Raw genomic sequence first — 13,030 nt, forward strand, 5'->3', positions numbered from 1 at the left:
AAGTGACAACAGGTGCCCCAGTGATCTTGTTTCTTCTGTAAAACTCACACAAACTCACCTTTTATTGATAATGATTCCCATTACCGGTATCATGAGCACTAACCGTAAGTTTCCATTTGTACATATTTTCTCATTGAAAGCCCGATGTCATGCCTGTCGCTTTTCCACGCACCCGTTTACTTCCAGTCGCCGCAGCCCTGTCGCTGGCCTTCGCTTCCCATGCCGTGTTGGCGGCCAATGGGGCCAGCGGCCAGGACGACCTGACGGCTGGCGATGAGAAAGTCATGCAAGCGGTGCAGGTGACGGGAGCCCGCGCGCAGGGCCTGGTACCGCTCACCACGGAGGCGGGCAGCTTTCGTGGCGCCAGCATCATGGACGTGCCATCGACCGTCAACGTGATCACGCGTGAATTGCTGGAGCAGCAAGCCGTGTCCGGCCTGTACGACGCCGTGCGCAATACGGCGGGCGTGACGCGCCAGCAAAACGGCGGCGAGACCTGGGATCAATTGGTGATACGCGGCATCGCCGTGGAAAACCGCACGAATTACCGCCTGAACGGTTCCATGCCCATCATGAATTTTTCGCAAGTACCCATGGAGAACAAGGAGCGGGTGGAAGTGCTGAAGGGCGCCTCGGCCCTGTATTACGGGTTTACCTCGCCAGCCGGCGTCGTCAACTTCGTCACCAAGCGGGCCGGCAGCCAGCCCGTCACGAGCATGGGCCTGAGCCTCGACGACCGCGGCAGTGCCGTGGCGCATGTCGACGTGGGCCGCCGCTTTGGCGCGCAGCAGGAATTCGGCGTGCGCATCAACGCGGCCGGCGGCACCCTGGGTTCCTGGCTGGACCATGTCGGCAACGGCAACCGCCGTTTCCTTTCCACGGCGCTCGACTGGAGAGTAACGAACAAACTGCTGCTGAAGGCCGACCTGGAATACGAGCGCCGCAGGGTGACGGAGCAGGCGGGCGTGGCCTTGCCCACGGCCGTGAAAGGCGTGATCAGTTTGCCGCGCGCCGTCGATCCGCGCCAGCTGATCGGCCCCGACTGGTCAAATTTCGAGGCACAGACGAAAAACGCGCAATTGCGCGCCGACTATGCCATCACGGATGGCTGGGCCTTGACGGTGGAAGCGGGCCACTCGGAAACGGCGCGCGACCGCCGCCTGGCCATCTTCCGCCTGAACAACGCGGCCGCGCTGGCCACGGGCGCGGGCCGCATCACGGGCAATATCCAGCACAGCGTGACGGCGTCGGACCTGCTGCGCGCGGAACTGGCTGGCAATTTCAATACGGGTTTTATCGCCCATGAACTGACCCTGGGCGCCTCGCGCACGGACAAGTCGCAAGATCCGATTTACCAGAGCAATTACACGATTGCCTCGCAAAACCTGTACAACCCCGTGCCCGTGACGAATGTCGTGTTCGGTCCCAAGCCGACGGCGCCCACGACGGCCGCGCTCGACACGCGCGACACGGGCTTGTACGCGCTTGACCGCATGGTCTTCAACCCGCAATGGCAAAGCGTCATCGGCGTGCGCCGCAGCAGCTATCAAAGCGACCAGGGCGCCAGCCACTACGACGTCAGCAAGACGACGCCGATGGCGTCAGTGATCTACAAGGCCACGCCCGAGCTGTCGTTTTACGTGTCCACGGCGCGCGGGCTGGAGGAGGGGGAGACGGGGCCGACGGGCACCGCCAACCAGGGCGTCAAGATGGCGCCCGGAGTCAGCAAACAGAAAGAGCTGGGCGCGCGCTGGCTGACCCCAAGCGGCACCTTGCTCTCCGCCGCGTTGTTCGACATCACGCGCCCCGGCTACTACACCAACGCCAGCAATGTGTTCACGTCCGATGGCGAACAGCGCTACCGTGGCCTGGAGCTGTCGACCCAGGGCAAGCTGACGCGCCAGCTGTCGTGGCAGACGTCAGCCCAGTTCCTCGACCCAAGCTTTGCGCGCATCAACGCCGACTACAACGGCAAGGCGCCGGAAAACGCATCGAAACGCACGGCCAGCGCCTTTTTGGCTTACGCGTTTGACGCCGTGCCGGGCCTGTCCGTCAACGGCGGCGCGTATTACTACAGCGCCCGTCCCGTCAACGACCTGAACCAGGCTTTCCTCGGCGGCGTGAGCCTGTTCAGCGCGGGCGCCCGCTATGCGAGCCGCGTGATGGACAAGGCCGTCGTGTGGCAGCTCAACGTGGAAAATGCGGCCGACAAGCGCTACTGGGCCGGCGCCGGCACGCGCCTGGCGTCCGGCGCTCCGCGCGCCGTCAAGCTGTCGATGAAAGTGGATTGGTAGGGAAGGCTTGACCTGGACCCTGTGCGCAGGGTGCTTGCCCTGATACAATGTTGCCATGTTCATCAGCAAAGGCAAGGCAAGCATCGTCCTGTGGATCGCGTGTATCGCCATCTTCCTGGCCACGCTCGCCCCTACGGTGTCGCGCGCGCTGACGGTCGCCAGCGGCCTGGCCGTGCCCAGCCTGGAAATCTGCTCGGTGGCGGGCGGCATGAACATGCTGCCCGCGGCATTCTCCACGGACGCGCCCGATACCTCCAAGGGCGGCATGCGCATGGGCGATTGCCCGTGCTGCAGCATGCATGCGGCCACCCTCGATATTCCCCCCACGACCCTGGTGCTCGCTTCCGGAGAAATCCTCACGGGCTTGCTGCCGCTGCTGTTCTACCAATCCGCCACGCCCCTGTTCGCCTGGACACCCGTCCAGCCCCGCGGGCCGCCCGCCGTTTTCTGATCTGTCCCTTTCCCTGAACTGCCTTGCGCCGCGCGTGTCGTGCGCTTGCGTCTGTTCGTTTTACCCATACAGAATCTGAAAGCAGCACCATGAAACATTTACCGTTATTGATTTCCCTCGCCATCGCCATACCCGCCGTGGCGCAAACCCGCACTGAAGAGGTCTTGCCCGAGATGAAAGTCATCGTCGCGGGCGTCAAGGAAGGCTACCGTCCCGCCGCCGACACGGCGCTGATGCTCAGCAGTACACCCGGTTACAGCGTGGCGGCCGGCGGCGGCGTGTCCGGCTTGCCGGTCGTCAATGGCTTTGCCGATGATCGCATCAAGATTCGCATCGACGGCATGGAACTGACGTCGGCCTGCGCCAACCACATGAATACGCCGCTGTCCTATATCGACCCGCAGCAGGTGCAGCGCATCAAGCTGATTGCCGGCGTGACGCCCGTCAGCGCGGGCGGCGACAGCATCGGCGGCACCATCGAGGTGCAGTCAAACGCCCCCGTGTTCGCCCAGCCCGGCGCAGGGCTGCTCACGCAAGGCAGCTTTGCCGTGTCCGGCCGCAGCGTCAACAACAGCGTGGCGACCAGCGTGAATGCCTCGGTAGCCAATGATATGCTCAGCATCGGCTACAGCGGCGCCTACACGCGCGGCCACAGCTATGAAGATGGGCATGGCAATACCGTGCTGGCCAGCATGGTTGAAAGCATCAACCAGTCCATCGTGCTGGCGGCGAAACGCGATGGCCAGCAGCTGACCCTGCGCGCCGGCGTGCAGCACATCCCGTACCAGGGTTTTCCCAACCAGTACATGGACATGACGGATAACCACGGCCAGTTCGCCAACCTGGCTTACCAGGGCACATTTGCCTGGGGCGTGCTGGACGCGCGCGCCTACTGGCAGCAGACGGACCATGAAATGGGCTTTTTCACGCCCGAGCGCGCGGGCACGATGCCGATGATTACGCATGGACGCAACACGGGCTATGCGCTGATGGCCAGCTTGCCGACCGCTGCGGGCGAGTTGCGCCTGGGCCAGGAGTGGCACGGTTTTCGCCTCGACGACTATTGGCCAGCCGTGCCCGGTTCCATGATGATGGGGCCGCGCACCTATCTGAACATCAACGACGGCAAGCGCGACCGCACCGTGCTGTTTGGCGAGCTGGAGACGCGCCATGGCCAGGATGCGCGCTGGACGAGCGTGCTGGGCTTGCGCGGCGAATCCGTGCGCATGGATACGGGCGACGTGCAATCGTACGGCACCAACATGATGAACATGCCGGACGTGATGGCAGCCAGGGCTTTCAATGCGCGCAGCCGCAGCCAGCGCGACACGAATATCGATGCCTCCGCGCAAGCCACCTTCACGCCCGATGCGGCCAGCAGCTATGAATTCGCGCTGGCGCGCAAGGTGCGCTCGCCCAACCTGTACGAGCGCTACTCGTGGGGCCGCGGCTCGATGGCGATGACCATGACCAACTGGTTTGGCGATGGCAATGGCTATGTGGGCAGTATCGACCTCAAGCCCGAGACGGCTTACACGGCGGCTTTCACGGCCGACTGGCATGGCGGCGGCGAGGAGGGCTGGTTCGTGCGCGTCAACCCGTACTACAGCAAGGTCGACAATTACATCGACGTCGACGTGCTGGCGTCTTTCCACCCGTACATGAAAATGGGCGCGAACGGTAATTTGCTGCGCTTTGCCAACCACGACGCCAAACTGTACGGCGCCAATGTGGCATGGCAGCTGCCGCTGGCCAGCAGCACGCGCTGGGGCAGTTTCATGGCCAGCGGCAACGCCGCATACACGCGGGGCAAGCGCAGCGATGGCGGCGACCTGTACCGGATGATGCCGTTCAACGCCTTGCTGGCCGTCGAGCACAAGCTGGGCGCCTGGAGCAACCGCATCGAGACGAAGATCGTGGCGCGCAAGGAGAAGGTCGACGCGCGCCGCTTCGAACCCGAAACGGGCGGTTATGCGCTCGTCAACCTGCGCAGCAGCGTGGCGCTGGGCAAGATGGCCAGCCTGAGCGCGGGCGTGAGCAACCTGTTCAACCGCGCGTATGCGGACCCGCTGGGCGGCGTGTACCTGTCGGGCTTGAAAACGAACGGCGGGGCGCTGCAAGCCTTGCCGGCCGAGGGCAGGTCGATTGATCTGGGGCTGCAGCTGAAGTTCTAAGGCTGGCAATCAGCGGGCGCCTTCGACTTCCCCCATAGGGAGGAAGGGGGCGCCTGCCGCTCAGTTGCTTGCGAAACCCTGAAACCTGCGGCATTCCGTCAGATCATGGCTGGCTGGCTGGCTGCGCATGCGGGCATCGGGAATGATTAGATCAGAGCAAAACACCGCCAGTTTAAATGGAGGAAAGATCGGCGGTATCTGTGGTCAGCTTACGTGCAGATTTGCCAAAGTCCATTGCTGGACGCTTTACTGACTTCCTAGGCAAATGCGGCAGTTTCCTCCAAATCCGTGTTTGCCTCCAGGCGCCGAGTGACTGAATTGGCCGCTGTCCTTGAAGCCAGCCGGGCAAACCGGTGCGGCAGCCACAGGAAGCCAACCGTCCCCACTGCATTGAGCGATGATCTTTTGACCGGCTAGCGTGGCTTCCACCAAAGTGACTTTCTTTGACAGGTTCATTGCATCGCTTCGTAATTCGGATGCCCATGCACCTGCGGCGTATCCAATTTGTGGCAAGGAAATTGGCAGGGCCCCGGAGGAAGTGGTCAGGATAAGCTGCACGGGAGCATAGGTCCGATTAGCAGTGGCGGGATCAATGAATGGCTTTCTCGAGCAGATGAGAGACCACTGTGCCTCACTTTGCGGGAGTTGAAATCCAATCACATTAAATTCCTTATTCAGCGTCTGTATCTCCCCATTGGTCTGAGCATTGCAGGAGACGGCAGCTGGATCAATCGCGAGCGATTCAACTGATTGGGGCGCTGCGCTTTTTCGCTGCACGCTTATCGAAAAGACGGTAGGCGAATCATTTGCAGGCATGGACACTGAAGTGGCCACACCTTTGGTACTGAGTGCTCGGCATGCAACGTATGCATCCAGCGAGTTGCGCACAACTAGGCTTGAATCAGCCTGGCTATAGCTTGTATTGGTATCGAATGACTGTTCACCTTTGCAATAGGCATCCTTTGACGTGTAGGAAAGTCCGAGTGCAGACGTCGCATCCTTATAGTCAATGCCCAAGCCGGTATTCGATGAGGTACAAACATTCTTATAGTAGTATTTTCTTTGGTCCGAAAATGAGACATCGTGTCTGACATCCCTCGACGCATATCTGAGTATGTCTCCGCAGGATTCAAGCTCCTGCGCCACGACGGGGCAGGCGCTGATGCTGATAAAGAGAGTTGCAACGCAAAACGACAGGGTCTTCATGTGTTCACCTCTGGGTGTGAAAACTATAAAAGAGTGATTGCGTGGACAAATACCGGAGTCAGGCGAAAGCTGGCCGCACGCTCTGCCTGGAGAACCGATTTCCAGGCGTGGCGGTGGCGCTACAGATATGACGATCAAATCTTTGTAAGACTGGTCTTACAAAGATAGTTGACCCGGACGGTAAAAAAACTCTCGAATTGTCACTTTGCAAAAAAATGGCGATCTCTGTGCCTGTTGCCGCTGAATAGCGCCATCGATCCGCTACTGTGTCTGGGATCTGCTGCATGAATGTGCGGACACATGATGCCCCGTCACCCATTGCCTGATCAACCATCCTTTGCCAGGCGCGCCCGGATGCGGTCTAATCATGGCTTGTTCTTACACGAGGTTGCCATGCTGCCCACTTCCGCCATCGCCGCGCTGCGCGAAAAATTTCCCCTGATTACAGAACTGATGGCCTTGCAGCCCTTGAGCTGGTTCAATCCCGCCATCGCGCCGGCGACCGAGGCCTTGAACGACGTGGGCTTGACGGCGGACGATGTGGCGGCCGCCAGCGCGCGCCTGGCCCGTTTTGCGCCCTATCTGGCCAAGGCTTTCCCGGAAACGCAGGTCAGCGGCGGCATCATCGAGTCGCCCGTCGTGCCGCTGCCAGCCATGCAGGCGGCGCTTGGCATGCCTGGCGGTCGGCTGTGGCTCAAGCAGGATAGCCATTTACCCATTTCCGGCTCCATCAAGGCCCGTGGCGGTATCTATGAAGTGCTGAAACATGCGGAAATGCTGGCGCTGGACGCCGGTTTGCTGAAGGAGGGCGACGATTACAGCTTGCTGGCCAGCGACGCCGTGCGGGCCTTCTTTGGCCAGTATGCGATCGCCGTCGGTTCCACGGGCAATCTGGGCTTGTCGATTGGCATCATGAGCGCGCGCCTGGGCTTTCGCGCCACCGTGCACATGTCGGCCGATGCGCGCCAGTGGAAGAAGGACAAATTGCGCAGCCACGGCGTCACCGTCGTCGAGTACGCGACTGACTACAGCGTGGCCGTGGAAGCGGGCCGCAGGCAGGCGGAGAATGATCCGGCTTGCCACTTTGTCGACGATGAAAACTCGCACGATCTGTTTCTCGGCTACGCGGTGGCGGGCCAGCGCTTGAAAGACCAGTTCGCCGCAAGCGGCGTCACGGTCGATGCCGCGCACCCGCTGTTCGTGTATTTGCCGTGCGGCGTGGGCGGCGGCCCCGGCGGCGTGGCATTCGGCTTGAAGCTGGCCTTTGGCGACCATGTCCACTGCGTGTTTGTCGAGCCGACCCATTCGCCGTGCATGCTGCTGGGCGTGCACACGGGCTTGCACGATCGGATCAGCGTGCAGGAGATCGGCATCGACAACCTCACGGCCGCCGATGGCCTGGCCGTGGGACGCCCGTCGGGCTTCGTCGGACGGGCCATGCAGCGGCTGATCGACGGCTACGCCACCGTCACGGATGAAGAACTGTACCGCTTGCTGGCGACGCTGGAGCAAACGGAGCAGCTGCGCCTGGAACCGTCGGCCGCGGCCAGTTTCGCGGGTATCCCTCCCGTGCTGGCTGCGCCGCAATATCAGCAGAATCTGGCGCAGGCCACGCATCTGGTGTGGGGCACGGGCGGCAGCATGGTTCCCGAGGCGGAAATGGCCGCCTACGTGGCGCGGGGCCGCGCCTTGCTGGCGGCCGGAGCCGCTTGATGCCGGCCGGCGCGGCGCTCACGGCCAGCCAGTTCGCCAACCTGCACACCTTTCTCGTGGCGGCGCGCCATGCCAGCTTCGCGCTGGCGGCGCAGGAACTGGCGCTCACGCCCAGCGCCGTCAGCCACCGCATCGCGCGGCTGGAGGCGGGCCTGGGTCTGCGCTTGTTCCAGCGCCTGACGCGGCAGGTCAAGCTGACGCAGGACGGCGAACGCATCTTTGCCGCCCTGCAGGCGGGCTGGGATGGCCTGCATGCGGCCATTGCCGGCAGCGACACGCTGGCGGGCAGCGTCACCGTGCATGCGCGCCCCTCGGTGGCGCAATGCTGGCTGGTGCCGCGCCTGGCAGGGTTCGCTGCGCAGTATCCGGACGTGGCGATCGATTTGCGCGTGGGTAATGATAGCGTGGACTTTCGCGCCGGCCAGGTCGACCTGGCCTTGCATTATGGCGACGGCAGCTTTCCCGGCCTGGCCTCGCGCAAGCTGATGGATGAATGGCTGGCGCCCGTCTGCAGTCCCGCTTATGCGCGCGAACACGGCCTGCTGGAGACGCCACATCACTTGTCCAGCGCGACGCTGCTGCACGACACCCTGGCCTGGCCCGCCTGCGCGCCCGATGCGGAGTGGCGCCTGTGGCTGGACGCGCAGGCGCCAGACGTGAGTCTGCCCGCGCGCAGCCTGCGCTTCGACCGCGCCGACCTGTGCGCGCAGGCGGCCATCCACCACGCGGGCGTGGCCATGGGCCGGCGCCAGCTGGTGCAGCCGTGGCTGGCCAGCGGCCAACTGGTCTTGCCGTTTGGCGGTTTTGCCTTGGCCAGCCCGCAGGCGTATTACCTCGTGCACAGCGGGCGCGCCGCGCTGCCGGCACGGGTGCAGGCCTTGCTCGACTGGCTGCTGGGGCAGGCAATTTGATACACTGCGCGCCTTACCAAGCAACGCGCCAGAAAGCAGCCCCATGCAACCATCTCCCTTGACCTCCACCGCGCCAGCGGAATTGCGCGCATCTGCGCTGGCCTGCCTGCTCGAACCGGACCCGGCGACCAAGGTGGCGATGGTGGCGGCCATGGCCGAAGCGCAGCTGGCGCTCGATGCGCAGGCGCCGCTGGCGCCGACCGGCCCCGTGCCAGGCCGCCCCGAGCGTCCGGAGCTGGTACCGCCGCGCCTGGTGGGGCGGCGTTCGATGATCACGCCGGAAGGGCGCGCCATGCTCGTGCACGCGCTCGCGCACATCGAGTTCAACGCCATGAACCTGGCCCTCGACGCCCTGTGGCGTTTCCCGGACTTGCCGGCCGAGTACTACACGGACTGGCTGCGCGTGGCGAAAGAGGAAGCCACGCACTTTGCCATGCTGCAGGCGCACCTGCAGGTGCTGGGCCACACGTATGGCGATTTTCCCGGCCATGACAGCCTGTGGGAAATGGTCGACAAGACGCGCGGCGACGTGCTGGCGCGCATGGCGCTGGTGCCGCGCACCCTGGAAGCGCGGGGGCTGGACGCGATTCCGCCGCTGCGCGCCAAGCTGGCGCAGGCGGGAGACATGGCCGCCGCCGCCATCCTCGACATCATCCTGCGCGATGAGGTGGGGCACGTGGAAATCGGCAACCGCTGGTATGGCTACCTGTGCCAGCAGCGGGGCCTGGAGCTGCGCGCCACGTATGCCGAGCTGGCGCTGCGCTACGAGGCGCCGACCCTGCGCGGCCCGTTCAACCTGGAAGCGCGGCGCCGGGCGGGGTTTTCCGAGCTGGAACTGTCCGACTTGCCCGCCTGAGGCCATCGCGGCGTGACGGTCACGGGTGGGCCGTCAGGCTGATGTGCCAGTGGCTCAGGTGTCCCTTCTCGATATGGACTTTCATCGGCTTGAGCCACGCGCCCGCGCCGGGGATCTTGTCGGCCGGATCGGCGGAAAAGCGCCCGTTGACGAGCGCCAGCTTGACTAAGCTGGGGCCGATGTAAACGACGCGCGTCCTGGCCGGTAACGCCTCCTGGGCCAGCATGGCGCGGTTGGCCGCGATCCATGCCAGCAAGGCCGCCAGCTTCGGCTTTTGCGCCGGGTTGGTGACCACTTCCGCCTTTGCCGCGATGATCAGTTTCTCGATGTCGGCGCCATTGTTCTGGCCGCCCAGTGTATCCGTGTAGCCGCCCGCGCCGTCGGCGTAGCGCAAGTCGATCTGCTGGCCGTCGCTGTGGCCGCTGTGGCCGAGGATGGAACGGCCCGTGGCCGTCTGCGTCACGTGCTGGCCGCTGATGTCGTCGAAGCGGTAGGCATTGCCCGCCAGCCAGGCGATGGCCAGGCGCGTGGCCCACGAGTCGCCGCCCGCATCGCGCGCGCCATAGCGGCGCGCCGCCAGCGCCGCTTCATTATTGGCCAGATACAGGGGAATGTAGGCCGTGTCGCCCTTGAATTGCACTTGCCCCCCTTCGGCCGGGTCGGAGCTGGCGTCGGTATTGTCGATGCGGCCCTTCAGGCGCACCGTGACGACGGCTTTCTTGTCGAGCTTGGCGCCGGCAAAGACGGGCAGCACCAGGCTGGGAAATTTCACCTTGCCGGCGCTCTTGGTATTGACCTGAGACAATAAATTCACCGTGCTGAAGGCGGGATTGCCGCCACCGGCCGAAATGCCGATATTGACCTCCGTAATCGTCGCCGCCGCCGGCGTGTAGTGCAGTTCCAGCGGCAAGGTGTGGGTGGCCGTCGTCGCTCCTTGCGAGACGGATACATACGGTCCCGGCAGATTGCCCGTCAGCTTGATCGGCTGCAGCACGGGGTGGGCGGCCTTGTTGGGCGAGCTGAATTTCGCCTGCGTCACCTTCAAACCCTTGCACACGAGGCTCAGTTCCACCGTCGTCACGGTGGCCAGGGAGCTGTCGCCGATATTCGTGGCACTGACATTGCCGCCCAGGCTCAACGCTCCGGCCTGGGTTTGCTTGGTGACATCGACGCATTCCGTCCTGACGATGCTGCCCTGCGTGTAATGCGTCTGGTTGACGGCACCCGTGGCGGCCAGGTTGACGCCGGGCAGTCCCGTCACGGCGTACGACCAGGTATCGTTGTACTGGCTTTGCGCCGTCGTATAGACGGGGTACTCGGCCGTGCTGACGGTGATTTTCACTCCCACGTTTTTCGTGCCTTTGGGCACCGTGTAGCTGACGGGCACGCTGATGGTCTGGTTTTGCGCGGCGGCCGTGGCCGTGAACGTTTTGCTGCCCTCGTCATCCTGCGGCGTCACGTCCGGCACGGCGCGGGGCGCGGCTGTCTCGGCGCGCGCGGGCGGACCGGCGCCATCCTGCGTGACAGTGGCGGCCGCGTAGCTTTGCGGCGCGGCGCGCTGGGCCAGGCCGGGGCCGTACGGATAGACGATGTCCACGTTGATGGTGGTGCTGTTGTCGAAGACGGCGGTGCTGACGCTGACCACGCCCGGGTGGACGAGATCGTTCAAGGTCAGCTGGTAGGTATCGGGCAGCACGCCGTCAAAATGGAAGGCGCCCGTGGCGTCGACCACGGCCACCTGGCGCTGGTGGCTGTTGTAGCCGGCCAATAACATCTTCTTGCCGGCCAGCCCCGTGGCATTGCCGCCCGCGGGAGTGCGCAGCTGGCCTTGCAGCACGGTACCAGACTTGATGGCGATCAGGGCATAGCTGGCCGTGAATTCACCGTCCTGCGAGACGAAATTGAGGTTTATCTCGTAGGTGCCGTTGGGCAGGAGTATCAGCATCTGCTGCATGGCCGCGGCGCTGATGCGGAAACTGTTGCTGGCCGCATCGAAGACCCAATACTGCTTGAGGCTGACGGAAGCGCCGCCCGGCGTCGACAGCAGGCCATCGCTGTCCTCCTGCAGGCTCGTGGGGGCGGCGCCCATCAGGCGAAATTCCAGCGCGGTCGCCTGCAGCCGGTTGTTCGGCCCCAGTCCGGTGATGGCCAGCACGGGCGCCGTGGCGGGCACGTTGCCGTCGTCGTCCGGCTCCACATAGGTTTCCACGGCCGTGGGCAATTCCGTCTGGATCAGCAGGTCGAGGGTGGTGACGCTGTTGCCCTTGCTGAGGAAAAACTGCGCGTGCTGGTCCACGCCCGTGTCACCAGGCGTGGAAAAGCGCAGGCTGCCGTCCTGCAGCAGCACGTCCGTGACGTCGCCGCTGGCCTTGACGCTGTCGGCGCCGTCCGTAAAACCCAGCTCGGCCAGCGACAGCACGACCACCTGCGCGGGCCGCACGGGATCGAGTGCGATGCCGGCGTTGGCGCTGAAAGTCCACGCCAGGCCGCTGCTCTGGAAGGCGATGTTGCGCTCGATGCGCACGATGATGGTGTCGTCGGGCGTGACGGTGGCGCCCGCATCGATGCTGCCGGCCAGCACGTCGCCATCGATGATGGTGCTGCCTTCGGGCACGCTGGCCAGCACGGCTTGCACATTGCTGGCCGCCTCGCCGCTGTTGTTGCGGATATGCACGCGGTAGGTATAGTCCCAGGCCGTGCGGCTGACGCGCTGTTCGGCCACCTTTTCCAGCTGTGTCACTTCGAAGTCCCCGGCGGCCTGGACGGCGGTTGCGGTGCCGGCCAGCATGACCTTCGGCGCGGGCGGCTGCGTGGGATCGTTCGGTCCGCCGCAGCCGCACAGGCTCAGCGCCAGCAATGAGGCCAGCGCGGCGCCCGCCAGTTGCCGGCGCCGCAGGCCGGCCATGGCCAACACGCCGGCCAGCAGCAGCCAATATGTAGAGGGCAGGGCGACGGCGGCCGGCTGCGTGGCGCCCGCTTCGAGCTCGATGAAGGAGACGGGGTCGAGGATGGAAAACGGCTGGGCGCCGGGGCTGCCCGCGCCCAGGTAATCGAAGGTGACGGAAAATCCCGTGGCCGTGGCGCCGGGCGCGATGCCGCCCGCCAGCGCCAGCGCGTCGAGGTAGCCGCTGGCGGGGATGGCGGGATCGGGCTGCACCAGCAGCACGTCCCAGCCGGGGGCCGTGGAGACGCTGTGCAGGTTGGCATACTGGCCCACGCTGAAGAACAAGGTGAATTCCTCGATGGACACGGCCAGGGTGGTATTGCTGACCGTATAGTCGTAGCGCCACTGCGTGCCGCCCAGCGATGTTGCCGCGTAGCCGATGCTCGTGGCGTGCGCGGCAGACATTGCGCATAGCAGCAGCACCAGCAGCGCCTGCTTGATAAAGCTCATGATCGTTCCCCCGTTGACCGGCGCCAAGCGT

8 protein-coding genes are annotated in these 13,030 nt (G+C 64.3%); 6 read left to right on the top strand and 2 right to left on the bottom strand.

The window, feature by feature from the left end:
• The first annotated feature begins 149 nt into the window (after positions 1 to 149).
• The 3 genes from LSO07_RS14535 (at position 150) to LSO07_RS14545 (ending at position 4,919) form a co-directional block, all read left to right on the top strand.
• Positions 150 to 2,294, top strand: coding sequence for a TonB-dependent siderophore receptor (locus LSO07_RS14535; protein WP_151094955.1), 2,145 nt, complete (start codon positions 150 to 152; stop codon positions 2,292 to 2,294).
• 55 nt (positions 2,295 to 2,349) lie between these two features.
• Positions 2,350 to 2,745 (top strand): DUF2946 domain-containing protein, encoded by a 396-nt coding sequence (locus LSO07_RS14540; protein WP_151094957.1) that lies wholly within the window; start codon positions 2,350 to 2,352, stop codon positions 2,743 to 2,745.
• A gap of 89 nt (positions 2,746 to 2,834) precedes the next feature.
• Positions 2,835 to 4,919, top strand: coding sequence for a TonB-dependent receptor (locus LSO07_RS14545; protein ID WP_151094960.1), 2,085 nt, complete (start codon positions 2,835 to 2,837; stop codon positions 4,917 to 4,919).
• A 246-nt stretch (positions 4,920 to 5,165) separates the two neighbouring features.
• Here LSO07_RS14545 and LSO07_RS14550 read toward each other — a convergent pair whose 3' ends face one another.
• Positions 5,166 to 6,125 carry a hypothetical protein gene (locus tag LSO07_RS14550; RefSeq protein WP_151094962.1) on the bottom strand — a complete coding sequence of 320 codons (960 nt, stop codon included), beginning with the start codon at positions 6,123 to 6,125 and terminating at the stop codon, positions 5,166 to 5,168.
• A gap of 393 nt (positions 6,126 to 6,518) precedes the next feature.
• Between LSO07_RS14550 and LSO07_RS14555 the strand changes: the two genes are divergently transcribed.
• The 3 genes from LSO07_RS14555 to LSO07_RS14565 are packed head-to-tail and all read left to right on the top strand — an operon-like array spanning position 6,519 to position 9,605.
• Positions 6,519 to 7,838, top strand: coding sequence for a D-serine ammonia-lyase (locus tag LSO07_RS14555; protein WP_151094964.1), 1,320 nt, complete (start codon positions 6,519 to 6,521; stop codon positions 7,836 to 7,838).
• Positions 7,838 to 8,749, top strand: coding sequence for a DNA-binding transcriptional regulator DsdC (dsdC, locus tag LSO07_RS14560; protein WP_151097621.1), 912 nt, complete (start codon positions 7,838 to 7,840; stop codon positions 8,747 to 8,749). Before LSO07_RS14555 ends, dsdC begins: the two co-directional genes overlap by 1 nt.
• 43 nt (positions 8,750 to 8,792) lie before the next feature.
• Positions 8,793 to 9,605, top strand: a complete 813-nt coding sequence (locus LSO07_RS14565) for a ferritin-like domain-containing protein (protein WP_151094966.1) — start codon at positions 8,793 to 8,795, stop codon at positions 9,603 to 9,605.
• A 19-nt stretch (positions 9,606 to 9,624) separates the two neighbouring features.
• Here the strand turns inward: LSO07_RS14565 and LSO07_RS14570 are convergent, their stop codons facing one another.
• The gene (locus LSO07_RS14570) at positions 9,625 to 12,999 is read right to left on the bottom strand and encodes a hypothetical protein (protein WP_151094968.1); all 3,375 of its coding nucleotides are present in this window, start codon (positions 12,997 to 12,999) and stop codon (positions 9,625 to 9,627) included.
• Positions 13,000 to 13,030 lie beyond the last annotated feature (31 nt).

It is taken from the genome of Janthinobacterium sp. PLB04 (genome assembly GCF_021165895.1).
Classification (GTDB): Bacteria; Pseudomonadota; Gammaproteobacteria; order Burkholderiales; family Burkholderiaceae_D; genus Janthinobacterium; species Janthinobacterium lividum.

Bases quoted from the DNA above. Each gene is read 5' to 3' on its own strand.
- LSO07_RS14535 (WP_151094955.1), top strand. From the start codon at position 150: ATGCCTGTCGCTTTTCCACGCACCCGTTTACTTCCAGTCGCCGCAGCC.
- dsdC (WP_151097621.1), top strand. From the start codon at position 7,838: ATGCCGGCCGGCGCGGCGCTCACGGCCAGCCAGTTCGCCAACCTGCAC.
- LSO07_RS14550 (WP_151094962.1), bottom strand. From the start codon at position 6,125: ATGAAGACCCTGTCGTTTTGCGTTGCAACTCTCTTTATCAGCATCAGC.
- LSO07_RS14540 (WP_151094957.1), top strand. From the start codon at position 2,350: ATGTTCATCAGCAAAGGCAAGGCAAGCATCGTCCTGTGGATCGCGTGT.
- LSO07_RS14545 (WP_151094960.1), top strand. From the start codon at position 2,835: ATGAAACATTTACCGTTATTGATTTCCCTCGCCATCGCCATACCCGCC.
- LSO07_RS14555 (WP_151094964.1), top strand. From the start codon at position 6,519: ATGCTGCCCACTTCCGCCATCGCCGCGCTGCGCGAAAAATTTCCCCTG.
- LSO07_RS14570 (WP_151094968.1), bottom strand. From the start codon at position 12,999: ATGAGCTTTATCAAGCAGGCGCTGCTGGTGCTGCTGCTATGCGCAATG.
- LSO07_RS14565 (WP_151094966.1), top strand. From the start codon at position 8,793: ATGCAACCATCTCCCTTGACCTCCACCGCGCCAGCGGAATTGCGCGCA.